Source organism: Pseudomonas sp. Irchel s3f7 (assembly GCF_900187615.1).
In the GTDB taxonomy this organism is placed as follows: Bacteria; Pseudomonadota; Gammaproteobacteria; order Pseudomonadales; family Pseudomonadaceae; genus Aquipseudomonas.
Genome location: NZ_FYDO01000023.1, coordinates 25615 through 50681, shown reverse-complemented (window position 1 = coordinate 50681; position 25067 = coordinate 25615). Strand labels below are relative to the sequence as shown.

The window sequence follows — 25067 nt, the reverse complement described above, 5'->3', positions numbered from 1 at the left end:
GTGATTGGTTTGGCTTGGTCAAACGGGGAAAATTGCGTTGATCTGCCCGGTACCGGAGCTGCCGAACGGTTCGGTCAGAATTTCCACCGGTTTGTTGTAGTCCGAGCCGCCAAGCAAACCGAGCAGCATGGCAGTGTCATGCATTTTTCCTTCGCCAAAACAGTGCTCCGCGTAGTCTGGCAACATGGCGCAGAACTCTTTGAAACGGCCCTGTTTCCACAGCTCGACTACGCGCAAATCCATCTGTTTGTCGAACTCGCGAGTCCAGTTGTGCATGTTGGCTTCGGCGTTACGGTCATCGGAGAACCGGTGGGACAGCGAGCCTGATGCCAATACCAGCACTTTGCGGTCGCTTTTTTCGATGGCTCGACGCACAGCGGCACCAAACGTGAAGCTGTCCTCCAAGCGATGCCATGCGCACCACGCAGCAATCGATATAACGTCCAATTTCTTACCGTCAGGAACATCCATGTGCATGTAGCGCATGGGCACCAGTGTTCCGTATTCGAGCTCCAGGCTGGGTATGTTATGAGCGAGCGTTCGTACGCCAGCTTCGTTAGCCTCGTGAGCGATTAGCTCCCCGAGTGCGGGGCATCCTGGATACTCAAAGGCCATGTCTTTGATGAAGTGGGGCAGTTCATTGCTGGTGTAAACGCCCTTAAAATGCTCCCCGCAATTGATGTGATAGGCACTGTTGACCAACCAATGCACATCGAACACCACGGCGGTATCTGCGCCAAGCTCGCGGGCACGGCGGCCGATTTCCTTGTGGCCGGCGATCGCCGCCTCTCGGCAGCCCTGATGTTTACCGGGTAGCTCAGACAGATACATCGATGGGACGTGGCAGACTTTCGCGGCAAGGACGACTTCGCCCATGACAGTTCTCCTTGTTATAGCGTGGCCTGGTGGCCACGCCCTGTTGTTGACTGTTGCACGCAGCGAACCCGCTCACAGAGTGTGCGAACGGGGCAGGGCATACTTAAACGCCCCAGCGTGGGATATGGTGGCTGCCCATCGAAACGCAGACGTTTTTGATCTCGGCGAATACTTCAAAGCTGTATTCCCCGCCTTCACGCCCGGTTCCGGAACCCTTCACGCCGCCGAAAGGCTGGCGTAGATCGCGCACGTTATGGCTATTGATGAAGACCATGCCGGCTTCGATGCCTCGCGCCAAACGATGGGCCTTGCCGATGTCCTGGGTCCAGATGTAAGAGGCCAGGCCGTATTCGGTTTCGTTGGCCAAACGCAGCGCTTCTGCCTCGTCTTTGAATTTGATCAAGCACACGACAGGGCCGAAAATTTCTTCCTGAGCGATGCGCATATTGTTATCGACATCGGCAAACACGGTTGGCTGGATAAATTGGCCTTTGGCCAGATGCGCTGGCAGATTGGCCGGGCGCTCAAGCCCTCCCGCTACCAGGGAAGCGCCTTCCTCAATACCGATGCGAATGTAGCCGGTAACCTTGTCATAGTGGGCCTGGGTAATCATCGACCCGACTTGGGTTTTAGGATCTTGCGGATCCCCGACGATTAGACGTTTGGCACGCGCAGCGAACTCGGCCACGAACTGATCGTAAACAGTTTCTTGCACAAAGATACGACTGCCAGCGGTGCAGCGTTCGCCATTGAGCGAGAAGATCGTAAACAGCGCGGCATCCAGCGCTCGGCCAAGATCGGCGTCGTCAAAAATCACAACTGGTGACTTGCCACCCAGCTCCATCGAGTATTTTTTGAGGCCGGCGGTCTGCATGATTTTCCGGCCGGTTGCGGTACCGCCGGTGAAGGACACGGCGCGTATATCTGGATGACGAACGAGGGCATCACCAGCGGTAGCACCATAGCCTTGAACGATGTTCAGCACGCCAGGTGGAATCCCGGCTTCCAGAGCCAGACGCCCAAGTTCGTTTGCCGTCAACGGCGATAGCTCGGACATCTTCAAAACTGCCGTGTTGCCTAGAGCCAGGCATGGCGCAGTTTTCCAGGTGGCCGTCATGAATGGCACGTTCCAGGGCGATACCAAACCACAGACACCGACCGGTTGGTACAGCGTGTAGTTGAGCATCTGGTCATCGACGGGGTAGGTGTGGCCGTCCATTCGGGTACACACTTCTGCAAAGAACTCGAAGTTGTGCGATGCCCGCGGGATCAAAACATTTTTGGTTTGATGGATAGGCAAGCCGGTATCCAGCGTTTCAAGTTCCGCCAGGTGCGGGACGTTCTGGTCAATGAGCTCGCCCAGTTTGCGCATCAATTTGGCGCGCTCTTTAGCCGGTTTGTTGGCCCATTTTGGAAACGCTTCTTTAGCTGCCGCCACGGCCGCTGCAATTTCTGCTGCTCCGCCGCTTGCGACTTCGCCGATTGCTTCACCGGTCGCGGGGTTGTAGTTGGTAAACGTTTCTTTACTTTCGACCTCACGGCCGTTAATCCAATGCTTGATCATGACGCTCAGACCTTTGTGCGGGAGGCGAAAAATTCGGATTCACTTACGATTCGGTTTACCAGGCGGCCAACACCTTCAACTTCGACCACAACCTCATCGCCCGGCACCACGTCGGCGAGGCCTTCAGGTGTACCGGTCGCGATCATGTCGCCGGGTTGCAAGGTCATGAAGCTTGAGAAATATTCGATCAGGTACGGGATGTCGAAGATCATCCCTGCCGTCGTCCCTTCCTGTTTCAGCTGCCCGTTGATCCAGGTGCGCAAGCGAAGGTTCGACGGGTCTGGCACGTCCGCTGCGTCGATAATCCACGGGCCGACCGGAGTAGTGGCGTCGCGGTTTTTTACCCGCAAATTCGGACGGTAGTAATTCTCGAGGTAGTCGCGGATGGCGTAGTCGTTGCACACCGTGTAGCCAGCTAGGTATTGCAACGCGTCGGCGCGCTTCACATTCCGCGCTTCCTTGCCAATTACGGCCACCAGCTCGCACTCGTAGTGCATGTAGGCGACGTTGTCCGGCCGCCAGGTGGTCTGGTTATGGCCAGTATAAGTGCCCGGAGATTTGATGAATGCTAAGGGTTCAGTTGGCGGCTTAAAGGCAAGCTCTGCTGCGTGGTCCGCGTAGTTGAGGCCAAGGGCGAACATGCTTCCGGTTGCCGGCGGCAACCATTCAACAAGGTGTTCCGCAACCTGGCGACCGTCTGCAAGAAGGACTGAGCTGTCTTCTGCCACTTTGACGGCGTGGATCTCGCCCTCATAGCGAATGCGTGCATGTTTCATGTCTTTCCCCTTATTGCGACACGATGGTGTTGGTGAGTCGGCCAAGACCTTGGATTTCCACCACAACTTCATCGCCGGGCAGGGCATCGACGCGGCCCTCGGGGGTGCCTGTAATCAGAACGTCGCCTTCGTGAAGCGTCATGAACTCACTGATTTCGTGAATAAGCTGTGCGACGTTGCGCACGAAGTTAACGGTGTTGTTTTCTTGGCGAAGCTCACCATTGATCAGCACTCGCAGGTTCAGCGCATTTGGATCGCTGACCTCATTGGCTGGAACGACGTCGGAGCTGAGTGAGCAGAAACCGTCTCGGCACTTAGCCTTTACGGCTGGTCGGTAGTAGCTCTCTTCAGGAAGGCTGAATTCGTTAACGATGACGTAGCCGGCAACGTGCTCCATGGCATCAGCCAGGCTCACTCGACTTGCGGTTCGACCAATTACCACACCGAGGGCGGGCCCTGGTTGTAAACGCTCGTTGCCCTGAGGATGAAAAACCTCGCCGCCATCGCCATTTCGAGTGTTCGGTGTTTTTACGAACAGCACGGGTTTGACCGGCAGTTTTTGGTAAGGCGGCTGTTGAAACTCTTCCTGCCGGCTGTGCAGCAGCCCCTGATAATTCAACGCCACCCCTAAGAGGGTGCCTGTAGCTAGTTCGCTTACTGCGCGACGCATCGCTGATTCTCCGGTTTCTACGGGCACGAACGTGGCCCAAAGTGGTTAATATGTTAATTTTATAGTTAATATATTAACAATCGTCAAGCGATGCCGCAGCGTTTGCTAAATTTCATCCTGAGGAAGGGGCGCATGCCTTGGTATGGCGAGAGACATTGCATCGCGGCAAGCGTTGCTGGTTACAATCCAATTATCACTCGGTCAGAATTAGCCTATGTCAATCCCTCGTCCCTCGTTAACCCTAACCCTGCTGCAAGCGCGTGAAGCGGCCATGGCTTTTTTTCGCCCCTCATTGAATCAGCACGATTTAACGGAGCAGCAGTGGCGCATCATGCGAATACTCCGGCAGTACGGTGAGCTGGAGATCTTTCAGCTTGCGCAGCAGGCCTGTATTCTCAAACCCAGCATGACCGGCGTGCTGATGCGTATGGAGCGTGACGGGCTGGTGCGGCGTTGGAAGTCGGAGCAAGACCAGCGACGCGTATTGGTGTGTCTAAGCGAGAAAGGCGACCAGTGTTTTGTCGCGATGAGTGAGGATATGGAGAGGAACTACCAACGTATCCTCGAACAGTTTGGGGAGGAGAAGCTTGAGCTGTTGTTAGAGCTCCTCAATGAGCTCAAGCATGTGAAGCCTTAAGTGTGTACGTATACCGGCTATCGATGGCTTCGCGTGTGGCTGAACTCAGTTGCTGCGCTGAATTCGCTGAGTGGTAAGAACGGACGCCTTTGCTATGGTTACCAGAGCGCCAATTCCCAACATCGATATAGGCCAGGTCTACGACCTTCGGTATGCCGATGCGGACGTGCATTACGAGAAACTGGGCCTGCTTGCGGATTTCTTCGGGCGCAATATGCCTGTGCACCGCCATGACCGATTCTTTCAGTTGCACTACGTAAAGAGCGGCTCGGTGCGCGTTAGCCTTGATGACCAGCTTTATCACCAACAGGGCCCGCTTTTCTTTCTTACCCCACCGACCGTGCCCCATGCCTTTGTCACCGAAAACGACTCCGATGGGCATGTGCTGACGGTCCGCCAACAAATGCTGTGGCCGTTACTTACTCCGCAGCAAGGTTTGGCGCAGGGCCCCGCAGTCCACGCGGTTTTTGTCGCGCTGAGTGAGCTTGATGTGGCCGCCGCACGAGATGTGAGCTACCTGGATAGCCTGTTCGAACTTTTGAGCGAAGAGTTTCGCCTTGATAAGCCAGGTCGTGATGTTGCTCTAGCTTCACTGGTACGGCTGATATTCGTCATTTTGCTGCGTTTCTCTGCGCGATCCTCTGAAGCCAAGCCAATGCGGCGAGACGACATGCGCTTCTTCCATCGCTTCAATCAACTGATCGAACTGCACTACATGGAGCATCGACCGTTGGCGTCATTCGCCGACCAGATCGGTATCACCGAAGCCAGGCTCAACGGCATTTGTCGGCGGATCGCCGGGCTACCCTCAAAGCGCCTGTTGCAAGAGCGGCTGATGCAGGAAGCGCGACGTTTACTGCTCTTCAGTGACCAGTCCGTCAGCGAGATTTGCTATTCGCTCGGGTTCAAAGACCCCGCGTACTTCCATCGGTTTTTTGTGCGAAACGCGGGCGTAACGCCTGGGTTGTACCGACACAGCAAGGCGGCAGAGCTCGCAGCAGAATAAGCACATGGAAAGCCAAGGTCTGATATGTTGTTAATATGTTAACTTTTGGCGTAATACTATGTTTATTCGTGCTGAGCGTTTAATCCTGCCGCTGGCTGCGCTTGTGGCGTTTGCCCCGCTATCAATCGATACCTATCTGCCGAGTTTGCCGCTGATCGCTTCTGACCTAGGGGCTGCCGAGAGCGAGGCGCAGACAACCGTAGGGGTTTATCTCGCCGGATTGTGCATAGGCATGTTGTTTTACGGACCTCTCTCAGACCGATTCGGCAGACGGTGGCTTTTGCTCGCGGGCATTGCGCTTTATCTGGCTGCGACGCTGGGTTGTATCTTCGCCTCCGACATCACATCGCTTATCGCTTGGCGCTTCTTTCAGGCGTTGGGGGGCGCGGCAGCCTCGGTGTTGGGGCGAGCCATCGTGCGTGATCTTTTCCCGCTTAAACAGTCGGCCCGGGTGTTGTCACTCATGCACCTGGTGACCATGCTCGCGACCCTGGTCGCGCCTTTGCTGGGCGGTTTGCTCGCAGAGCGTGTTGGCTGGCGTGCTGTTTTTATGCTGCTTTTTTGCTTCGCCTCCTGCTGCCTTGCCTGCGTTGTCTTGCTGATTCCCGAGACCCATCCGCTAGAAAAGCGCGGCAAATCAATCACCGCAGTTTTTCGTGCCTATGGCGAAATTTTGCGGCAGGCGCGCGGCTTGGGCTACGTGTTGTGCATGGGCTTTTCGTTTGGCGGCATGTTTGCTTTTGTCACGGCATCCCCCTTTGTATACATCAACTATTTTGGTGTTTCCCCTCAGCAGTACGCCTGGCTTTTTGCTTTGAATATCGGCGGGATTTTTATTGTCACGGCGCTTAACGCAAGGCTGGTGGGGCGTGTTGGGCCGCAGGTAATGCTTCGCTATGGCGCCTCGTCGACGTTGATCGCGTCGTTTTGTTTGTTGATGCTTGCGTACAGCGGCTGGGGAGGACTCGCTCCGCTGCTGATTGGCCTGATCGTTTACGTCAGTGTGACCGGTTTGCTTGGGGCTAACTGCATCGCCAGTCTTTTATCCCTTTATCCAGAGAAAGCCGGCGCTGCGGCAGGGGTTGCCGTGGCAGCTCAGTTTGGGCTGGGCACGATTTGCAGCGGGCTGGTTGGGTGGCTTGGAGGTAGCGAGCCTGCGTCGATGTGTTTGGTCGTCGGTAGCGCTGGCATAGCTTGCTTTCTCGCATTTCTGCTAAGCGCGAACAGAGGTAATCGCTAAACGTCTACTGGCAAAACGCAACCTTTACCAGCGGCCTAAGGAGATCATTCTCACGACATAAATCGACAGGATGGCGCCTGCAAAAGCCATCGTCGCAGGGGCGCCAACAAACGTTGCCAATCCGCCCGCTGCCAGGCCGCCCAGGGCATCGAAGCCGAAACGGGTGGCCGTATACAACGATACGACACGGCCTCGTAATGATTCGGGCGTATCGGTTTGCAAGAGGATATTGGTGCCGACGTTGTTGACCGTTACACCGAACCCGAGAAAAACCATCGTGATTAACGAAAGCGGAAGATTGCGGCTACTGCTGAAGACTAACAGGGCTAGTGCACAGAAGAGCGTAGAGATAGAAATCAGTCGGGGGAGTTGAGCCACATCCTTATTTTTTGCGAGCGTTACGCTGGCTAGAAGTGACCCTAATCCCGCGGCGCCCCACAACCATCCTAGCGTGCCAGCATCCCCTGAAAAAACGTCACCTGCGAACAGCGGCAGAAGTACGACATAACTCGCTACGGTCACATTGACCAGCAGCACGCCGCTCAACATCCGTCTAACGCTTTCGGTTGCTGTTACGTAGCGCAACCCCTCGCAGAAAAGCGTGGAAATGTTTCCGATACTTCGGCTTACCGTTTTAAGGTCCACCAGCAACATCGCTGCTATCAGCACAAGGAACGAAACGCTGTTCACCGCAAAGCAGAAACCTTCGCCGGCGAACTCCAGCAACAGGCCCGCCAGAGGCGGGCCTATGAAACGTGCACTGGTGAACAGAGAGGCGTTGAGCGCCAGTGCATTTGCCATGTCGTCGCGGCTGTCAACGAGCTGGCTGAGTAAGGATTGGCGGAGCGGGGTATCAACCGCATTCAATACGCCGTGTAGTGCGGACATGCCGATTATCGCCAGCGGTGTAATTGAGCCACTCAATGCCAGCGCCGAGAGCACCGCTGCCTGCATTGCCATAAGGCTTTGGCTGTAGACGAGCAAGCGGCGCTTGTCATGGCGATCAATAAATGCGCCAGCGATCGGGCCCAGAAAAAGCTGTGGGAGCAAGGCCAGACACGTGCTCAAGCCGAGAAGCGCTGCAGAGCCGGTTAACCGATAAATCATCCAGGCGAGCGCCACCTGTTGAACCCATGTTCCCAATGTTGAAATCGCGTGGCCAATGAAATACAGGCGAAAGTTACGATGGTTCAAAGCCCTGAGGCTGTGCGGCCATGATCGGGGACTGGGCATTGATTGCTCTGAAGCCGAGGTTGAGAGCACATCATAAATAACTTTGGTGGTTAAGTTAATATGTTAACCATGAGGAATGAGGGCAGTTGCCATGCCACTGACTTGTCTCAATAATCCTATGAAAAGTACAAGCGGGACTACCTAACGTCCATTTTTGGTTTTTTCTCCCCCTTTGATAATGCACCTGCGCTAGCTGGTCTACCTGCGTGCTCATCAGCCTCCAAGGCGTTGAGCAGAGTCGCGAAGTTGCCAGCCCCCTTTATAAGCATTAACAAAAAACAGGGTCTCCTATGAAAAAGTCAAACCTTCTCCTGGATGATTTGCGGGCGGTTTTGCCGGGTATTGCCGCGAACGCATTCGCTGCCGAACAACTGCGCCGGGTGCCGGATGAGAACATCGTATTGCTCAAGTCCATTGGCTTGCATCGTGCGCTTCAGCCCAAAAAATATGGCGGCTTGGAGATTTCCCTCGCTGAGTTTGCCGAGTGTGTTGTTGCCTTGGCAGGCGCATGTGCCAGTACTGCTTGGGCCTTTAGCTTACTGTGTACTCACAGCCACCAATTGGGCATGTTTTCCGCTCAATTGCAGGACGAGGTTTGGAGCAGCAATCCCGACGCCACTGCCAGCAGCTCTGTCGCACCCTTTGGCAAGATCGAGGAGGTGGACGGTGGCGTTCTGCTAAGTGGTGAGCTGGGATGGAGCAGCGGCAGTGATCACGCTGAGTGGGCGATCGTCGGTTGCCGTCGACAGAACGATGCGGGCGAATCTTTGTATACCTTTGCTGTGCTACCCCGTGCGGATTACGAAATTCGTGACGATTGGTACGCCGCAGGTATGAAGGGCAGCGGTACAAAGACCTTAATCATCAATCGAGCATTTGTGCCCAACTACCGAATCCAGGCTGCCAGGGACATGATGGAAGGCAAGTCCGCCGGATATGGCCTCTATTCCGAGAGCAAGATTTTTTACGCACCGTACCGGCCTTACTTTGCCAGCGGCTTCTCGGCCATTAGCCTGGGGGTTGCCGAGCGGATGCTTGACGTTTTCCGCGATAAAACCCAGAACCGCGTCCGCGCTTACACCGGTGCCAATGTGGGCGCAGCCACACCAGCACTGATGCGTTTGGCCGAGTCGACTCATCAGGTTGCAGCTGCGCGTGCCTTTTTGGAGAAGACTTGGCAGGAGCATGTGGAGCACGGAGAGCAACAGCGGTACCCGAACCGTGAAACGTTGGCCTACTGGCGAACCAACCAGGCTTATGCAGTAAAAATGTGTATTCAGGCGGTGGACCGTCTGTTCGAGGCGGCAGGTGGAACCAGCTGGTTTGATAACAACGAAATGCAGCGCCTGTTTCGTGACTCGCACATGACTGGAGCTCACGCGTACACCGACTACGACGTATGCGCCCAGATTCTAGGGCGCGAATTGATGGGGCTCGATCCAGATCCGACGTTGGCGTGAATTGCGCCTAACGCTATTTGATCCGATCAACTTTTATCATCGTTGAGCGATCGTTCTGCAACGGTCGCCTGGAGTCGCGTCATGTCTCAAGAAACAGCTTTCGATACCCGTGCTTTCCGTAGAGCGCTAGGTAACTTCGCCACGGGCGTAACCGTGGTCACTGCCACTTCCCCAGACGGCGTGCGTGCAGGAGTCACCGCCAACAGCTTTAACTCAGTCTCGCTCGATCCGCCTCTGGTGCTCTGGAGCCTCGATAAAAGATCGAGCAGCCTGGAGATTTTTCAGCAGGCGAGTCACTTTGCGGTCAACGTTCTGGCGGCTGATCAAATCGACCTTTCCAATCAGTTCGCGCGGCCAAGCGATGACAAATTTGAAGGTATTTTGATTGAACAAGGGATCGGCTCAACCCCGTTGTTAAAGGACTGTGCGGCCCGTTTTGTCTGTGAAATGCACGAGCAGGTTGAGGGCGGTGATCACGTAATCGTCATAGGCAAAGTAGTGGCGTTTGAAGACTGTGGGCGGTCGCCGCTGCTGTATCACCAAGGTGTTTACTCCATGGTTTTGCCTCATACCAGCATGACGCAAAAGGTCGAATCACGACCGGCCTCCAGCGTGTTTCAGGGGCGCCTTGCCCACAACATTTACTACCTTCTGACCCAGGCCGTACGCGGCTACCAAGCGGACTATCAACCCAAGCAATTATCGACCGGCTTACGCACCAGCGAGGCGCGCATGTTGATGGTTCTAGAAAACGACGCGGCGTTGAGCCTGGCTGATTTGCAACGTGAAGTAGCGATGCCCATGCGCGAAATTGAGGAGGCTGTCGCCAATCTCAAGCGCAAGGGTTTGGTCACCGATTCAGGCGAGCGCTATGTCCTTACCTCTTCTGGACGGGACCAGGCCGAATCGCTCTGGCGTATTGCGCGAGAACAGCAAGACAAGGTTTTTGCCGCGTTCAGTGAGGAGCAGCTCGACAGCTTCAAACACGCACTCAAAACAATAATCGCGCTGCATTGAGCGGGTCATTGGTCAATTCAGCCTGCGTAGGGAGTAGGTATGAGCAGTAGCGTGGATACAAAAAAAGTCTTGGGTACTCCCCTTAAAATTAACGGTGTAGTGATCAAGAACCGCATCATCCTGGGACCTATGGCAGTGCTGCGGCCGACCGGGGAGGGGCGCCCAAGCGGCCAGACCATCGCTTTCCTCACGCGGCGCGCCAGAGGTGGCGTGGGCCTGATTATCGTCGGTGGCTCTGTATGCAGTGACCGCGGCTGGAACGAATCACCGTTTACGCCTCTGCTTCGCTTTGACAGAGAGGACTTTGTTGAAGACATCAAGCGTCTTACCGACGCCGTCCATGAATGCGGTACTCCGCTATTCGCTCAACTTTTTCCCAGCTTCGGCCGAATGGGAGTGCCGAGAAATGGTGTCTCGATACTTGCTGCAAGTCCGAAGTCCGTAAGGCTCGGGTCAGGCGGGTTGCCTCCAAACATTTATGTCCCGGGTGGGCATATCTCGCCGCTTCCTGAAGAAGCCGATGTTGCTCAGATCAAGGCGCTTCAAGACAGGGTTGTCGAGGCTGCCGGTCGGGTAAAACGCGCTGGTTTTGACGGCGTCGAGATCGGCGCGCACATGTGCTACTTCTATTCGTCGTTTCTGTCGCCGCTCTCCAACAAGCGGACCGATGAGTACGGCGGCTCGGCAGAGAGTCGTGCGCGAATTCTTCGGGATTTAGTCGCAGCTATTCGTGAAGAGGTTGGCCCCGACTATCCGATTGGTTTGCGAATGAGCGTGAACGACCATATGCCAGGCGGCCAAGGTCCTGAAGGTTTTGCCGAGGTTGCAGCGCATATTGTCCCAGCAGGCCTCGATTTCATCTCCCTGAGTGAAGGTAACTACGAGTCCATGCGTGACAACGTGCCGAGCGTCTCTGGCACCATGCTTGCGCATGGTGAACCGCAGGCGTTTCGACGTGCTGTGGGCAAGGATGTTCGTTTGTTTTTGTCCAGCACACCGAACCCAACCCAAGCCGCGACTGCCATCAACGACGGTCACGTAGAGGCGAGCATGCTAGCTCGTCAGATGTTGGCGGATCCTGACTATGCCTCGAAGGTGCTCGAAGGTCGGGAGCACGAGATCGTGTGGTGCGACCATGCGAATTCATGCCTGCGGGGGCTGATCCTGAACGCTCCGGTGACGTGTCATAAAAACCGCGAAATGGGTCAGGAAGACCCGAGCGCTCAGCGTCCCAAGCCCCTGCAGAAAATCGGCGTATGGGCGGCGGGGAACAGGTTTGTAATGGGTGCGATAGACGTGATCGCAGGCATCGTGCAGAGAAATCGATAACTGCGATTGGCCTAGTGCGGGTGGAAGCTGGCCAAGCTGCTTTCTGGCGCAAATGCGGCGAAGGCGTAGGTTGTCTGGGTCGCTTTCTGCGCCGGTTGCAGACTGCTCAATCAATCTAGATAGCGATCAAAAAGCTGTTTGACCAGTTGCCTGAGCCAGATGACGCCCGGGTCGTGGTGATGCCGTGGGTGCCAATACTGACGAAGGCTTAGAGGTGGTGCTACGACCGGCGTTTTCACCACTTTCACTGCGTTGTAGCGAAGAAATATTTTCGCCAGTTCGCCCGGCACCGTCGCCACCAGTGCAGGATTAGTTTCAAGGATGGTCGGGATGGTAATGAAGTGGGGCGTAGTGAGGTAAATCTGCCGTTGCAGGCCGAGATCATCGATGAACTGGTCGTAGCGGGTGCTTCTGTCTGAAAGCACCACCGATACGTGCTTCATGCCGAGAAATGTTTGCAGATCCATTTCATCATGGGGGAACGAAGTGCTGACTATCGTCGCGAACGAATGCTTGAAAAGCTCTTGCTGAAAAAGGTTGGGGTCTTGGATGTAGTGCGAGCCGATTGCAAGATCGCATTCTCCTTTTTCAAGGGCATCGGCGACGTGCTCCGTCGAAATCTGTGCAGTCTTAATTCGGCAGTTGGGCGCCAGAGCTTGCAACGCCTCGATGAGACGAGGCATGAATACCAGCTCGCCCATGTCCGTCATGCACAGACTGAACACTCTGTTTGACATATCGGGGTCGAACCTGGCTTGCGCCAATAAATTAAGCTGCACCTTCGCCACTATTTCGAGCACAGACTCGCTCACCTCTTCTGCGAAAGGCGTGGGCTTCATGACGTCGCCGACCCTTATAAAAAGCGGGTCCTCGTAAAACTCACGCAGACGTCGAAGGGCATGGCTCATTGCACTTTGGGTGAGGCCCAAGTGCTGGGCTGCCCTGGAAACATTGCGTTCGCGAAGCATCGCATCGAACGCCAACAGCAGATTCATATCGAATTTTCGGGTATGAGCGGCGTGCATGGTCTGTATTGGTCTCATGATCTGTGCGCATGGGGAATCAGACTCTAGCATGGACGTCGTTGGCCTTGTGCCCATCCCGAAAACAAGAATGAGAATGCCATCGTGATTTTACGCAATGCTTGGTATGTGGCTGCCTGGTCCAGTGAAGTCCAGCCCGAAAAACTCCTTTCCCGAACGCTATTGAACGTGCCTGTCGTGTTGTGGCGTGACACGTCTGGGGCAGTAAATGCGTTCGAGGATCGCTGCTGCCACCGCGGCGCTCCGTTGTCGAGCGGCCGGCTTGAGGGGGATAATCTTCGCTGCATGTATCACGGCCTGTTGTTCGATACCTCTGGTCGCTGCGTTGAGATTCCAGGTCAGGACCGCATCCCCCCACAAGCAAAAGTCAGCACGTTTCCAATCGTTGAAAAGCACAAATGGATTTGGATCTGGATGGGCGACGCGGAGCTAGCCGACGTTAGCAAAATTCCTGATACGCACTGGTTGGACGACCCGCAATGGCGAAGCCTGGAGGGGTATACCTACTACACCACGAGCTACCTATTCATCGCCGATAACTTGCTGGACCTTGCTCACCTGCCTTATGTCCATCCTTCTACCTTGGGCGGCGACGAGGCTTATGCAGCCTGCGTACCGCAAGTTCAAAAGCTGGAAAACGGCGTGCGGGTTACTCGATGGGGGGAGGGGATCAATCCGGCACCCTTTGTTCAGAAGATCAAGAATTATCCGGGCAAGGTCGATCGTTGGAATATCTACGACTTTTTGCTGCCAAGCATCTTCCTCATGGACTCCGGCATGCAGCCGGTCGGCAACGGTGCCAAGGAGGGCAATCGCGTAGATGCGGCTGAATTCCGCAGTACTCAAGCGCTGACGCCTGAAACAGAGAACTCCACTCACTACTTCTTCTCGCAGCCGCATAACTTTGCTATCGAAGATCCAAAGGTGACCGAGGCTATTCACCAGGAGGTCGTAAAGGCCTTCCAGGAAGACAGCGACATCATTCATGCGCAGGATCGAATGCTGAAGCTGGCGCCCGACTTCAAAATGATTTCGATCGGTGCAGACGCCGCACTTTCTTATTTCAGATGGCTAGTGAGCAACGCTTACAAAGCCGAGCAAGCTGCAAAAAATCCGGTAAAAGTCCAGGAGGTCTAAATGAGCTCTTGGACTCGTGCAACCGTAATTCGTGTGCAACGAGCTGCCCACGGGGTGCTTGATATCGAATTGGTTGCAGATAAGGCTTCCCCGTTGCCTGAGGCAGCAGCGGGCGCACACCTTGATGTGCGTCTGCCCAATGGCTTAATCCGCCAGTATTCCATCCACCGGTACAATGCGGCAGTTAATAGCTATTCCATCGGGGTGGGATTGTCAGAGCCTTCTCGTGGGGGATCGGCTTTCATTCATGAGCGTTTGCAGGCTGGCGACGTTGTTGAGTTAGGAGCTGCTCGAAACAACTTTCCTATTAAACCGGGCGCCAGCACCTATCTGTTTGTTGCGGGCGGAATTGGCATTACGCCGATCCTGAGCATGGTCCGCTGGTGTGATGCCAACAATAAACCCTGGCGGCTCCTTTACTGCGTGCGCTCCCGCGCCCGTGCGGCTTACATCGAGCACTTGCCACGCAGTGGCATCGTGACGCTTCACGTCGATGACGAACAGGCGGGGCACCCGAATCTTCACGATTTCATTCGAGACGCCGGTGCTGATGACCAGTTGTACTGTTGTGGCCCGGCGCCGCTTATGGACGCCGTACGCGCGACCGCTGAACACTACCTGCCCGCGCAACACGTGCATTTCGAACTGTTTAGCGTCGCTCATCTCTGCGCAAAGCCTGAAGGCGAGGAGGCGAGCTTTATCATCGAGCTTGCTCGAAGCGGTCGCGAGCTGACAGTGCCTGGCACATCAAGCGTTTTAGATGTCCTGGAACAGGCCGGCGTGATGGTTCCTTTTTCCTGCAGGGAGGGGCTTTGCCGCACGTGCGAGTGTTCCGTTCTCGATGGTGAGGTTGACCATCGGGACTATGTGCTTGGCGATGCCGAGCGTGACGCCAATAACGTGATGCTGGTGTGCGTTTCTCGCGCCAAATCCAAGAAGCTCACGCTTGATCTCTAATCCCGACAACGAGAAAAAAATGACAACTACTGAATTGGAGCTGATTCGGGCCGCGCTGCTAAAACGTCGCGAGGACCCGCCTGCTTCCCTGGACGCGGCACGCAAAGGTTATGACGAATTCTGTGAAGCATTTCGTGCCCCCGATAACTGTGTATTCGAGACAGTCGTGTTGAATGGTGTTTCGGCGCGCGTTTCGATTTGTCCACAGGCCAAGAGATCGCTGATCTATGCGCATGGTGGAGGTTTCCTGGTGGGGAGCGCGAAGGGCTTTCAAGGTATCGCCGGAACGCTGGGTGACGCGATTGAGGCCAACACGTATGTTTTCGATTATCGTCTTGCGCCGGAACACCCCTATCCCGCTGCGACCGATGATTTCGTTGCCGCCTATACGGCGATCCTTGAGGCAGGCGCAAGTGCGAGTGAGCTTGTATTGGCTGGCGACTCGGCGGGCGCCGGGTTAATCGTGGCATCGCTTCTTCACGCCAAACGGCAAAACCTGCCGATGCCAGCGTGCGTCATCTTGTTTTCTCCCTGGGTCGATCTCGCATTAACGGGTTTGAGCATCGAAGCGAAGGCTGCTGTCGACTGTTTTCTAACCCCGGAAAAATTGCGGGCTGGGGCCTTGGCTTTTCTGGGGCCGGATTTGGAGGGCGCGTCCTTCATTCTCGACTCCGACTTGAGCGGATTCCCTCCATTGCTGATTCAGGTTGGAACAGACGAGATTCTTCTGGATGACGCATTTCGTCTGGCGCGAAACGCGGCCTTGGCAGGGAACGAGGTCAAGTTGGACGTGTGGTCCGGCATGTTTCATGTCTGGCACGCCTTCGCTCCCACTTTATTAAGCGCCCGGCAGGCCCTTACTGCTGCTGCGAATTTCGCAGATTCGGTGCTTAGCAGAGAGAAGCAGTAGCTAAATATCGCAAGCCCCAAGAGGTTGTTCGCATCGCTGCGATCGCCTGAAGCGTGGGTTCGATTACGGTTTTTGCGGACCTCTTGCTGTGCAAATTTCCCCGCTCTCGCTTCTCGGAAATTCGGGTTGATCAGCTTGACAATAGAAGGCTTCGCTTGTAAGTATACGATACGTCCCGTATTAGTAATTAATGCATCAAGAGAGGTCTGTAAAAAAGGCGTTTGGCTCGGCATGAGGTGAGCAAGGCCTTGGAAAAGGAACGCTTGCCAGCGCTCACATAACTTTCGCGAAACCTAATACAAAAACAAAAGAGGTTCGTCTATGCGTGTATTAAAGTCCACCGCGTATTCATATTCGGTGCATTCCACTCGGTCGCATTTTTTCTCGTGCGTACTGGCTGGTAGCGCAGCGGGTTTGATGTCTTTCAGCGCGAGTGCATTTCAGATCGATACTGGCAATCAGGACCTTCGTGTCCGCTGGGACAACACCCTCAAATACAGCTCCGCCTGGCGTGTCAAAGATCAAAGCAGCAAGCTTTCAGAGAACCCGGTGGCACTGAACGGCGACGACGGTGATCGAAACTTCGACAAGGGGCTGATCTCCAACCGCTTCGATCTGCTTTCGGAAATGGACATTGGATACCGTGATGTTGGTGCCCGGGTAAGCGGTGCTGCATGGTTCGACACCGAGTATCAAAAGGACAACGACAACAATAATCCGGCGCGGGCGAACCAGCGTTCTGTTGCCTACGACGAATTCACGGACGACACCCGTCATCTGCATGGCGGCGACGCCGAGCTGCTCGATGCATTCGTATATTGGAATGGTGAGGTCGCTGACCGAGCTCTGTCGGTGCGTCTTGGCCGGCATGGTCTCATTTGGGGCGAGAGCTTGTTCTTCGGCTCGAACGGCATTGCGGGTGGTATGGCTCCTGTCGATGTAGTGAAGGCGATCTCGGTGCCCAACACTCAATTTAAAGAGATCACCCGACCTGTTAGCCAGCTGTCGACGTCCTATCAGCTCACGGACGCGCTCTCTGTCGGTGCCTTCTACCAGTTCGAGTGGGAAGAGACCCGTCTACCAGCTTCCGGTAGCTATTTCTCGACGTTGGATCTGTTAGGCGAGGGCGCAGAGCGCCTGCTCGTTGGCGGGCCGTTTCCAGATTTCCTGGGCGGAAACCCCAATAGCCCCGCTGCGTTCTTCCATGGCAATGACAAGGAAGCGAAGAGTTCAGGTCAAGGTGGCTTGCAATTGCGTTATGCCGCGGAAACCGTGGACTACGGGCTCTACGCCATCCAGTACCACGACAAAACACCGCAACTGTATCTGCGTCCTGATGCCACTGGCCCGGATTTCGGTAGTGGTCGGGTGGGTGAGTTCTATTGGGTTTATCCGGAGGACATCCGGGCTCTGGGCGCAAGTTTCTCGACCACAGTCGAGGAATACAGCTTTGCAGGTGAAGCATCGCTTCGCTGGAACATGCCTCTGGTGTCAAACGACCAGACCGTCCTTCCAGGAATGCAAGCGGATAACGACAACCACCCGTTGTATGCAGTCGGCCGTACAGCCCACGTAAACCTCAACGTGATTGCTTCCCTGCAGCCATCATTTATTGCCAACGAAGCCAGCTTCATTGGCGAAATTGCATGGAACCGCTTGCTGCACATCACTAAAAACCCGAATGCGCTGGACCCGAGTGCAACAGACGATGGGGTCGGCTTGCGCGTGGTGTACACCCCAACGTACCGGCAGGTGTTCTCCGGAATCGACGTGAGCGTGCCGATTGGTGCCAGCTATTTCCCAATGGGTAAATCTGCGGTCGTAGGCAGCTTTGGTCCTGACCGTGGCGGTGACTTCAATATCGGTGTCAGCGCCACCTATTTTGACAAAGTCACCTGCGGCCTTACCTACACCCACTATTACGGCCCTGAAGACTCAACGCTGAACGCCGATGCTGACTTTAACTTCAAGCAGCCGTTAAAGGATCGGGACTACGTGGCCTTCTCTATCAAGAGCACTTATTAAGAGGATATGCAGATGAAATCCCGGTTCAAATTTAGCCTCACATGCCTCACCCTGCTGGGTGCCTTAGGGGGCAGTACAATTTCTGCCGCTGCCGGTGTAGATGAGTTAGGTAAAACCCTGACTCCGTTAGGCGCTGAAAAAGCGGGTAACGCTGAGAAAACCATTCCGGCATGGGATGGCGGTTACACCGCCGTCGATCCCAACTTTAAAAAAGGCGGCAAGCGAGGCGACCCGTTTGCCTCGGATAAGCCTGTCTTCAGTATCACTTCGAAGAATATGGACCAATACGCCGACAAGCTGAGTGACGGCGTGAAGGAGATGTTCAAGCGCTATCCAGACAGCTATCGGTTGGATATCTACCCGACTCGGCGCACCGCTGCAGCGCCGCAATGGGTTTATGACAACACGCTAAAAAATGCGCAAAACGCCAAGTTGGTCGACGGAGGGAGCGCCGGTCCTATGCCTGAAGGGGCGTACGGCGGCATTCCGTTTCCTGTGCCGAAAAACGGCGATGAGGCCATGTGGAACCATCTGCTTAGCTGGCGCGGCACCTCCGTGACGATGGATACCCGTTTCTATCTCGTTACTGCTGATGGTCAGCATGTGATGACCACCGATGGACGCGCTATCCAAGAAATGCCGTATTACTTCCAAGAGGGATCTGCGAAGGATTTTGACGGCGACTATTGGATGATTCGGTTGCTCAACGTCGGTCCGCCTATTCGGGCTGGTGAGCAAGCGCTCGACCGCGCGAATTTGAACGCAGACAAGTCGCAAACCCATATTTACCTTGCAGGCCAGCGCCGTGTTCGCAAAGTGCCGAATGCCTGTTGCGATACCCCAGCGCCTTCCACTGCAGGCGTCATGGCCTACGACGAACTGTCGGTCTACAAAGGACGACTCAACCGTTTCAACTGGAAATTGGTGGGCAAGAAGGAAGTATTCATTCCCTACAACACAAACAAATTCTTCACTGCCGCGACTCCCGAAGATGTACTGGGTACTCGTCATTTGAATCCGGATGCATTGCGTTGGGAACTGCATCGCGTTTGGGTTGTAGAGGCTGATCTCAAGCCTGGCCAACGTCACCAGATGGCGAAAAGCCGGTACTACCTGGACGAAGACACCTGGCAAGCAGTTCTGGCTGATCGCTGGGATGGCAGCGGCCAGTTGGCCAAGATGTTGTGGGCACTTCCAGCCGTTATGCCCGACATCCCGGCCACCGCCTCTGTGTCCTCTGGTTTCTATGACTTCACCTCTGGAACCTGGTTTGTGCTTGATCTTTTTACCGGCCAACAGTCGCAATGGGGTCTTGTAGATCGGTTTAAAAAGTCTGATTTCTCTCCTGCTGTAATGGCTGGGCAGGGCGTGCGTTAACGCTTGTTGCTTGCTTAAAGGCGCCGGTTGCTTTTGCACCCGGAGCCTCTGCGACTCGGTCTTAGAGATAATAAAAATGTTAAAAAAAAGTCGCTTGGGTTGCGGTGCAGTAGCGCTGGCAATATTGATGGTGTCATCGCTGTCTTGCGCAGGCGAAATGGCTGTTGGCTCTGTACTTACCTCACCAGCGACCCGTGTTGCTGAACCTTCTCGATCCGTTCTGATCGGTTCGGCGCGTGCGGGTGAGCGCCTGGTGGCGGTTGGTGAACGTGGTGTGATCGTCCTCTCTGATGATAACGGGCACACCTGGCGCCAAGCTTCCGTCCCTGTATCGGTGACCTTGGTCTCCGTTCAGTTTGTGGATGCGAGCCACGGTTGGGCTGTTGGGCACGCTGGCGTTGTTTTAGTAACGCTGGATGGAGGCGAGCATTGGACGCTTCAGCTAACGGGCGTCGAGGCTGCGCAGATTGAATTAACCACAGCTCAAACCGCTAAGACAGGAACGGTTGATGTTGATGCCGCGGAGCTGCGTGTGGCGAATGCCGAGCGGCTTGTGGCTGACGGTCCGGATAAACCTTTCCTCGCTGTGCATTTTGTCGACGCCAATCACGGGCTCGTCGCAGGTGCTTACGGAATTCTGTTTGCAACGCAGGACGGCGGTGCGACATGGCGTTCGCTGATTGGCCAGGTGGAAAACCCCTCGTCTGTTCATATCTACGCCATTGCGCAGAAAGATCAGCGTTGGTTCCTGGCGGGGGAACAAGGGTACTTAGCGCGTTCAAACGACGAAGGGCAGTCCTTCGTTCAGTTGGAAAGCCCTTACAGCGGTAGCTTTTTCACCGCGACTGTTCGCGCCGATGGCGAGCTGTTGGTAGCCGGTCTCAAAGGCCGGGCTTACACATCAGTCGACGGCGGCGATAGCTTCCAAGAGTTGAAGGGCGTCGCTGCCAGTTCCTTTGGTAGCTCGATACAAATGGCCAGCGGTGCTCTGCTTTTAGCAAATCAGACAGGTAGCCTGTTTGTGAACTCGACAGGTGAGGGCGACACGCTGAAGGCGTTGGGCAAGCCTCTGGGGATGCCCGTTAGCAGCATCGTTGAGGCAGCAGATGGCAGTCTGATCGCTTCAGGATTTGCCGGCATCGCGCACGTTTCCAATCCTGCCTCTGATATCCAGGAGTAACTATGAACGCTGCGAGCTCCATTTCGCAATCTGAGCCTGGTCGGTTCGATCCTCGCTCCGGAACTTTGGTAGAACGCGCGCTATTCAACCATCGCCATTGGGTGTTGGTTCTGTGCCTTATCGTTACCGCGCTGCTCGGTTGGCAATCTACCAAGCTCGGGTTGAACGCTAGTTTTGAAAAAATGATTCCAACGGGTCACCCCTATATCGCGAACTACCTGGCCAATCAGAAAGAGTTATCTGGCCTGGGAAATACCGTGCGGGTTGCTGTCGCAAACAAAAACGGCGACATCTATGATGCGGATTATCTTCGTACGCTGCAGGCCCTGAGCGACCGGATATTCCTCCTTCCCGGCGTTGACAGAGCGTTTATGAAATCGCTCTGGACGCCAGCAACGCGTTGGGCCTCGGTAACAGAAGAGGGGTTGGAAGGGGGGCCGGTTATTCCCGATCAATACGACGCCAGTTCCGAGTCTTTGGCCGAGTTGCGGCGTAATGTTCAGCTGTCCAATGAAATAGGTCAGTTGGTCGCCTTCGACCAGCGTTCGAGCATTATCTCGATTCCGCTACTCCAACGGACCCCTGACGGTCGTCCACTGGACTATGCAAAGTTCTCAGAGGAACTGGAGGCTCTGCGCAGCGAATACCAAAGCGAAAAAATTGATGTGCACATCACCGGCTTTGCGAAAAAAGTGGGCGACCTGATCGAGGGGCTCGGCCAGATCATGCTCTTTTTCGCTGTTGCGATTTTCATCACCACGGCCGTGTTGTTCGCCTATACACGCTGCATAAGAAGTACGGTGCTGGTCGTGTTTTGTTCGCTAGTCGCGGTGGTCTGGCAGCTCGGTTTGTTGCCGCTTCTAGGCTTTGAGCTCGATCCCTACTCGGTGCTTGTGCCGTTCCTGGTGTTCGCCATCGGTATGAGCCACGGTGCCCAGAAGATGAATGGCATCATGCAGGATATCGGTCGCGGCATGCATAGGGTCGTAGCAGCACGGTTTACATTCCGTCGACTGTTTTTGGCTGGCTTGACCGCGCTTCTTTGCGACGCCGTGGGCTTCGCCGTGCTGATGATTATCCAGATCAAAGTGATCCAGGACCTCGCTGTGATTGCCAGCATTGGGGTCGCCGTACTGATTTTTACCAATCTGATTCTGCTACCCGTGTTGCTTTCTTATGTCGGTGTAAATCCGCGTGCGGCGGAACTGAGTTTGAAGAGCGAGCGCGCCGAGCAGCGTGGCCAAACCCGCCATGCGTTCTGGCGGTTTCTGGACCTTTTTACACAAAAACGCTGGGCACTTGGCTGCATTGCAGTCAGTGCTGCCGCTGCTGTTATTGGCTTTATGGTTAGCCTGCATTTAGCTATTGGCGATCTGGACGCAGGGGCCCCGGAGCTGCGGCCAGACTCTCGCTATAACCAAGACGATGGGTTTATGACTCGCAGTTACGGAGCGAGCAGTGATCTCTTTGCAATCATGGTGCAAACACCCAAAAGCGGCTGCGCAAGTTACGACGTTTTGCGCAAAGTTGACGAGCTGGATTGGCAGCTTCGCAGTTTGCCAGGCGTCGATTCAACGAACTCCATGGCCCTTCTGAACCGGCGCATGTTGGTGGGGCTCTCGGAGGGCAACCCCAAATGGTATGAGCTGCAGAATAATCAGGCGATGCTCAACATGGTGACGGCAAGCGCGCCCCGCGGCCTCTACAATGAGTCCTGCAGCTTGCTCACGCTCTACGTGTATCTCAAAGATCACAAGGCAGCGACCCTGACCCAGCTGGTTAATCACGTCGAAGCATTCGCGGCAGCCAACAATACTGAGGACGTTAAGTTCTTGCTCGCAGCAGGTAATGCCGGCATCGAGGCGGCGACCAATATCGTGGTTAAAGAAGCAAACCGTGAGATGCTTTTCTGGGTGTATAGCGCGGTGATCCTGCTGTGCCTTATCACCTTCCGATCATGGCGAGCGACGATTTGCGCGGTGATTCCACTCATGCTGACCTCGGTGCTATGCGAAGCGCTAATGGTCTGGCTGGGCATAGGCGTCAAGGTCGCGACGCTGCCTGTTATTGCGCTGGGCGTTGGTATCGGTGTGGATTATGCGCTGTACGTAATGACCATCGTGCTTGGCTTCCTGCGCGAGGGTAGAAGCCTTTCTGCCGCATACTACGGCGCGCTTCTGTCCACGGGCAAAGTGGTGATGCTGACCGGCGTCACACTCGCTATCGGGGTAGGTACGTGGATGTTTTCCCCGATCAAATTCCAGGCGGATATGGGCGTGCTGCTTGCGTTTATGTTCGTCTGGAACATGGTGGGGGCACTTCTGCTGCTGCCTGCGCTCGCTTACTTTTTGCTGCCCACGCAGGGCAGCCCTAGCGCAAAATGCGATATGGGCAAAAAGCTCGATGCAGAAGCAGCGGCCAAGCCCAATGGCCTGACCACTACTGCAAGCGCGCCTTTTTGATCGGCATACGTTAATTGGCCAAGCCCTTTTCAAAGGGTGGCCAATTAACGGTTAAGGCTTGCCCTGACGGTATGAAGCAGGGAAGAAACGCTGTGCTAATCGCTCACAACCGCGTGGTGCATCAGTGGGTTGTCTTTTAATGGGGTCCGCTGCAGCCAGCCCAATTCAAGTAAGTGCAGCAAGTCTTGTAACTGTCCTAACTTATTGGGGTCGTCCCTCAATTCCCCGAGGCAATCGGCGCTGGTAACTGCCAACCGTTCGACTGCGCCATCCACCTGCGATTTACCCTTCAGTGTCAATCTGATGAGTTGGCTACGCCTGTCTAAGGGGTCGGCGACGCGATCCACAACGCCTTTCTCCACAAGCTTATCCACCCTGTAGGTTGCCGCCCCGGAAGTCACTTTCAGCAGGCGAAATACGTCGGTCGGCCGCATGCAATAGGGCTTGCCGCTGCGACGTAGGGCAAAAAGTAAAATCAGCTCCTTATGGTCAAGACCGAGGTCCTCGGAAATCTCGCTAAGGTTCTGGTCGATGAGCATCGCCAAACTGCGAATTCTGAGTACCACCGACAGGCCTGAGTGGTCAATATCAGGCCGCTCCTTCTTCCACGCTTCGGCCACCGATTCAGGACTGGCGTTAGGGGAGAACATGTCGTTCATGGGCAGTCCTTTTTTGTTTGTGGGAAAGCTTTCGCGAGCATACCCGAAGTGCTCGTAAACTGGCACGAGCCAGGCGTCGGGCAGAGATTAATATGTTAACTAAAATATTGACAGTTCATCAGGGCAAGGCTTAGCCTGTTTTTATCTTAACAGATAAGAATGATGATCCTTAAGATAATCCCCTCGGGCATCCTGATGCGACGCTCCACAAAAATAAGGAAAATGCCATGCTCACAGCCGAACAAAACAGCATTTTGACTGACGTCTCTCCTGGAACTCCTCTCCATAACTATTGGAAAAAACACTGGATTCCTGCGCTGCGAAGCGAGGCGTTGCGAGCTGGTGGGGCGCCGCAGAAGGTCGAATTGCTTTGCGAAAAATATGTGGCGTTTCGAGGGCACGACGGGAGCGTTGGGTTCCTGTTGGAAGCGTGCCCGCACCGCGGTGTTTCGTTGGCATTAGGCCGAAACGAAAACAACCGCCTCACATGCATCTTCCATGGATGGAGTTTCGACGCCCAAGGCAACTGCACTCGAATGCCGACAGAGAAAGATCAGTCCTTTTGCCAAAAAGTGAAAGGGCAGGGGTTTAAGGTTCGCGAGGGCGGAGGCGTTGTGTGGGTCTTTCTGGGTGACGGAGAACCGCCGAAATTCACCGACTTCGCTTTCACCCATTTCACTCGCGACCATACCCGGCCGCGCGCCTCTTACAACGAGGCAAACTGGCTACAGAACGTAGAGACACTGATGGACTCGGCTCACATCGGGCTCCTGCACCATGACACCACTGCGGACGCCAATGCGCCCCAAGCTGGCCTGCAACTCGTAACCGGCAACGACACCCCAAAATACACCTTGGAACAACGCCCATACGGTCTGCGGTCCTATTCCCTAAGAACGACTGGTGCAGAAAAGGATTATCTACGGGTTACAGAATACGTAGCCCCAGGCACCGCTTTTATCGGCACCACCGATGCCGAGGCTGCATTCGTAATCATCGTGGTTCCTGTAAACAACACGCGCAGCCTGCAGTGGTACATCTACTGGGACTCTCGCCAACTGATTGACAATAACCTTCCTGACTTCGCCTTGATGGGAACCGATGAGTCTGACGATAACTTCGCAGCATCCCGCCAAGGCACTCCGAATTATGGCCAGGATCGCGCGGCCATGGAGGCGGGGGAAACGTGGAGTGGGGTTCCCGGCGTGATCTTCGAGGATTATCTCGTCGCCGAGAGCATTCCGATTGTGGACCGCACCCGCGAATTTCTCGGCAGTGGCGATCTCGCCATCGTAAGGCTGCGCCGCGAGTTGCTGGAGCGAATCCGTCAAGCCGAAGCGGGTGAAGACGCTGTTAAATCTCAGGAGTGCGATTACCGGGCACTGCGCGCATTGGCCGAGATGGTGCCGGTCGGAACCAACATTCAAGACTTTACTGAGGGCAAACGCCAGGAGCGAATTTCTCAGTTTAAGTAACGCCCGGGTTGGGTGCCAGGGTCGCCAGGCACCC

Annotated in this window: 21 protein-coding genes; 14 read left to right on the top strand and 7 right to left on the bottom strand. The window is 55.1% G+C overall.

From position 1 onward, the window contains the following. Window positions 1-18 precede the first annotated feature (18 nt). The 4 genes from hpaD to CKW19_RS19800 all read right to left on the bottom strand — a co-directional run bounded on the left by hpaD (window position 19) and on the right by CKW19_RS19800 (window position 3886). Window positions 19-876, bottom strand: coding sequence for a 3,4-dihydroxyphenylacetate 2,3-dioxygenase (hpaD, locus tag CKW19_RS19815; RefSeq protein WP_095059485.1), 858 nt, complete (start codon window positions 874-876; stop codon window positions 19-21). A 103-nt stretch (window positions 877-979) separates the two neighbouring features. Further along, window positions 980-2440, bottom strand: a complete 1461-nt coding sequence (gene hpaE / locus CKW19_RS19810; protein WP_095059484.1) for a 5-carboxymethyl-2-hydroxymuconate semialdehyde dehydrogenase — start codon at window positions 2438-2440, stop codon at window positions 980-982. Window positions 2441-2445: 5 nt separating this feature from the next. Continuing rightward, on the bottom strand, window positions 2446-3216 hold the full coding sequence (locus CKW19_RS19805; protein WP_095059483.1) for a fumarylacetoacetate hydrolase family protein: 771 nt from the start codon (window positions 3214-3216) through the stop codon (window positions 2446-2448). 10 nt (window positions 3217-3226) lie between these two features. Further along, window positions 3227-3886: a fumarylacetoacetate hydrolase family protein gene (locus CKW19_RS19800; protein ID WP_095059482.1), complete on the bottom strand. Its 660-nt coding sequence runs from the start codon at window positions 3884-3886 to the stop codon at window positions 3227-3229. Window positions 3887-4100: 214 nt separating this feature from the next. Here CKW19_RS19800 and hpaR point away from each other — a divergent pair, with 214 nt between their 5' ends. From hpaR to CKW19_RS19785, 3 genes are all read left to right on the top strand, one after another. Further along, window positions 4101-4523 (top strand): homoprotocatechuate degradation operon regulator HpaR, encoded by a 423-nt coding sequence (gene hpaR / locus CKW19_RS19795; protein WP_095059481.1) that lies wholly within the window; start codon window positions 4101-4103, stop codon window positions 4521-4523. Window positions 4524-4617: 94 nt separating this feature from the next. Further along, entirely contained in the window at window positions 4618-5529 is a 912-nt protein-coding gene (gene hpaA / locus CKW19_RS19790; protein ID WP_095059480.1) for a 4-hydroxyphenylacetate catabolism regulatory protein HpaA, read from the top strand. A gap of 58 nt (window positions 5530-5587) precedes the next feature. After that, window positions 5588-6769, top strand: a complete 1182-nt coding sequence (locus tag CKW19_RS19785; RefSeq protein ID WP_095059479.1) for a Bcr/CflA family multidrug efflux MFS transporter — start codon at window positions 5588-5590, stop codon at window positions 6767-6769. 24 nt (window positions 6770-6793) lie between these two features. Here CKW19_RS19785 and CKW19_RS19780 read toward each other — a convergent pair whose 3' ends face one another. Then, the gene (locus tag CKW19_RS19780; protein ID WP_371856352.1) at window positions 6794-7963 is read right to left on the bottom strand and encodes an MFS transporter; all 1170 of its coding nucleotides are present in this window, start codon (window positions 7961-7963) and stop codon (window positions 6794-6796) included. A gap of 329 nt (window positions 7964-8292) precedes the next feature. Here CKW19_RS19780 and CKW19_RS19775 point away from each other — a divergent pair, with 329 nt between their 5' ends. The 3 genes from CKW19_RS19775 to CKW19_RS19765 all read left to right on the top strand — a co-directional run bounded on the left by CKW19_RS19775 (window position 8293) and on the right by CKW19_RS19765 (window position 11808). Next, window positions 8293-9462, top strand: a complete 1170-nt coding sequence (locus CKW19_RS19775) for a p-hydroxyphenylacetate 3-hydroxylase oxygenase component (protein WP_095059477.1) — start codon at window positions 8293-8295, stop codon at window positions 9460-9462. Window positions 9463-9543: 81 nt separating this feature from the next. Further along, on the top strand, window positions 9544-10479 hold the full coding sequence (locus tag CKW19_RS19770; RefSeq protein WP_095059476.1) for a p-hydroxyphenylacetate 3-hydroxylase reductase component: 936 nt from the start codon (window positions 9544-9546) through the stop codon (window positions 10477-10479). 39 nt (window positions 10480-10518) lie between these two features. Beyond that, the gene (locus CKW19_RS19765) at window positions 10519-11808 is read left to right on the top strand and encodes an NADH:flavin oxidoreductase (RefSeq protein ID WP_095059475.1); all 1290 of its coding nucleotides are present in this window, start codon (window positions 10519-10521) and stop codon (window positions 11806-11808) included. 110 nt (window positions 11809-11918) lie between these two features. Here CKW19_RS19765 and CKW19_RS19760 read toward each other — a convergent pair whose 3' ends face one another. Beyond that, the gene (locus tag CKW19_RS19760; protein WP_160012840.1) at window positions 11919-12803 is read right to left on the bottom strand and encodes a LysR family transcriptional regulator; all 885 of its coding nucleotides are present in this window, start codon (window positions 12801-12803) and stop codon (window positions 11919-11921) included. A gap of 132 nt (window positions 12804-12935) precedes the next feature. On the opposite strand from CKW19_RS19760, the gene CKW19_RS19755 reads away from it, so the two are divergent. The 7 genes from CKW19_RS19755 to CKW19_RS19725 all read left to right on the top strand — a co-directional run bounded on the left by CKW19_RS19755 (window position 12936) and on the right by CKW19_RS19725 (window position 22899). After that, window positions 12936-13988, top strand: coding sequence for an aromatic ring-hydroxylating dioxygenase subunit alpha (locus tag CKW19_RS19755; RefSeq protein ID WP_095059473.1), 1053 nt, complete (start codon window positions 12936-12938; stop codon window positions 13986-13988). Further along, entirely contained in the window at window positions 13989-14945 is a 957-nt protein-coding gene (locus CKW19_RS19750) for a PDR/VanB family oxidoreductase (protein ID WP_095059472.1), read from the top strand. It begins immediately after the preceding gene. A 19-nt stretch (window positions 14946-14964) separates the two neighbouring features. Beyond that, window positions 14965-15855, top strand: coding sequence for an alpha/beta hydrolase (locus tag CKW19_RS19745; RefSeq protein WP_095059471.1), 891 nt, complete (start codon window positions 14965-14967; stop codon window positions 15853-15855). A 321-nt stretch (window positions 15856-16176) separates the two neighbouring features. Next, window positions 16177-17880: a DUF1302 domain-containing protein gene (locus CKW19_RS19740; protein ID WP_095059470.1), complete on the top strand. Its 1704-nt coding sequence runs from the start codon at window positions 16177-16179 to the stop codon at window positions 17878-17880. A gap of 12 nt (window positions 17881-17892) precedes the next feature. Next, window positions 17893-19257, top strand: coding sequence for a DUF1329 domain-containing protein (locus CKW19_RS19735; RefSeq protein ID WP_095059469.1), 1365 nt, complete (start codon window positions 17893-17895; stop codon window positions 19255-19257). Window positions 19258-19333: 76 nt separating this feature from the next. Further along, window positions 19334-20437 carry a YCF48-related protein gene (locus CKW19_RS19730; RefSeq protein ID WP_095059468.1) on the top strand — a complete coding sequence of 368 codons (1104 nt, stop codon included), beginning with the start codon at window positions 19334-19336 and terminating at the stop codon, window positions 20435-20437. Window positions 20438-20439: 2 nt separating this feature from the next. Continuing rightward, on the top strand, window positions 20440-22899 hold the full coding sequence (locus CKW19_RS19725; RefSeq protein WP_095059467.1) for an RND family transporter: 2460 nt from the start codon (window positions 20440-20442) through the stop codon (window positions 22897-22899). Window positions 22900-22994: 95 nt separating this feature from the next. Here CKW19_RS19725 and CKW19_RS19720 read toward each other — a convergent pair whose 3' ends face one another. Next, on the bottom strand, window positions 22995-23558 hold the full coding sequence (locus CKW19_RS19720) for a MarR family winged helix-turn-helix transcriptional regulator (RefSeq protein WP_095059466.1): 564 nt from the start codon (window positions 23556-23558) through the stop codon (window positions 22995-22997). Between the two features lie 227 nt (window positions 23559-23785). On the opposite strand from CKW19_RS19720, the gene CKW19_RS19715 reads away from it, so the two are divergent. Then, the gene (locus CKW19_RS19715; RefSeq protein ID WP_095059465.1) at window positions 23786-25033 is read left to right on the top strand and encodes a Rieske 2Fe-2S domain-containing protein; all 1248 of its coding nucleotides are present in this window, start codon (window positions 23786-23788) and stop codon (window positions 25031-25033) included. Window positions 25034-25067 lie beyond the last annotated feature (34 nt).

Excerpts from the sequence above, each read along its gene's own strand:
- hpaD (WP_095059485.1), bottom strand. The coding sequence starts at position 876 with ATGGGCGAAGTCGTCCTTGCCGCGAAAGTCTGCCACGTCCCATCGATG.
- hpaE (WP_095059484.1), bottom strand. The coding sequence starts at position 2,440 with ATGATCAAGCATTGGATTAACGGCCGTGAGGTCGAAAGTAAAGAAACG.
- CKW19_RS19805 (WP_095059483.1), bottom strand. The coding sequence starts at position 3,216 with ATGAAACATGCACGCATTCGCTATGAGGGCGAGATCCACGCCGTCAAA.
- CKW19_RS19800 (WP_095059482.1), bottom strand. The coding sequence starts at position 3,886 with ATGCGTCGCGCAGTAAGCGAACTAGCTACAGGCACCCTCTTAGGGGTG.
- hpaR (WP_095059481.1), top strand. The coding sequence starts at position 4,101 with ATGTCAATCCCTCGTCCCTCGTTAACCCTAACCCTGCTGCAAGCGCGT.
- hpaA (WP_095059480.1), top strand. The coding sequence starts at position 4,618 with ATGGTTACCAGAGCGCCAATTCCCAACATCGATATAGGCCAGGTCTAC.
- CKW19_RS19785 (WP_095059479.1), top strand. The coding sequence starts at position 5,588 with ATGTTTATTCGTGCTGAGCGTTTAATCCTGCCGCTGGCTGCGCTTGTG.
- CKW19_RS19775 (WP_095059477.1), top strand. The coding sequence starts at position 8,293 with ATGAAAAAGTCAAACCTTCTCCTGGATGATTTGCGGGCGGTTTTGCCG.
- CKW19_RS19770 (WP_095059476.1), top strand. The coding sequence starts at position 9,544 with ATGTCTCAAGAAACAGCTTTCGATACCCGTGCTTTCCGTAGAGCGCTA.
- CKW19_RS19765 (WP_095059475.1), top strand. The coding sequence starts at position 10,519 with ATGAGCAGTAGCGTGGATACAAAAAAAGTCTTGGGTACTCCCCTTAAA.
- CKW19_RS19760 (WP_160012840.1), bottom strand. The coding sequence starts at position 12,803 with ATGAATCTGCTGTTGGCGTTCGATGCGATGCTTCGCGAACGCAATGTT.
- CKW19_RS19750 (WP_095059472.1), top strand. The coding sequence starts at position 13,989 with ATGAGCTCTTGGACTCGTGCAACCGTAATTCGTGTGCAACGAGCTGCC.
- CKW19_RS19745 (WP_095059471.1), top strand. The coding sequence starts at position 14,965 with ATGACAACTACTGAATTGGAGCTGATTCGGGCCGCGCTGCTAAAACGT.
- CKW19_RS19740 (WP_095059470.1), top strand. The coding sequence starts at position 16,177 with ATGCGTGTATTAAAGTCCACCGCGTATTCATATTCGGTGCATTCCACT.
- CKW19_RS19735 (WP_095059469.1), top strand. The coding sequence starts at position 17,893 with ATGAAATCCCGGTTCAAATTTAGCCTCACATGCCTCACCCTGCTGGGT.
- CKW19_RS19730 (WP_095059468.1), top strand. The coding sequence starts at position 19,334 with ATGTTAAAAAAAAGTCGCTTGGGTTGCGGTGCAGTAGCGCTGGCAATA.
- CKW19_RS19725 (WP_095059467.1), top strand. The coding sequence starts at position 20,440 with ATGAACGCTGCGAGCTCCATTTCGCAATCTGAGCCTGGTCGGTTCGAT.
- CKW19_RS19720 (WP_095059466.1), bottom strand. The coding sequence starts at position 23,558 with ATGAACGACATGTTCTCCCCTAACGCCAGTCCTGAATCGGTGGCCGAA.
- CKW19_RS19715 (WP_095059465.1), top strand. The coding sequence starts at position 23,786 with ATGCTCACAGCCGAACAAAACAGCATTTTGACTGACGTCTCTCCTGGA.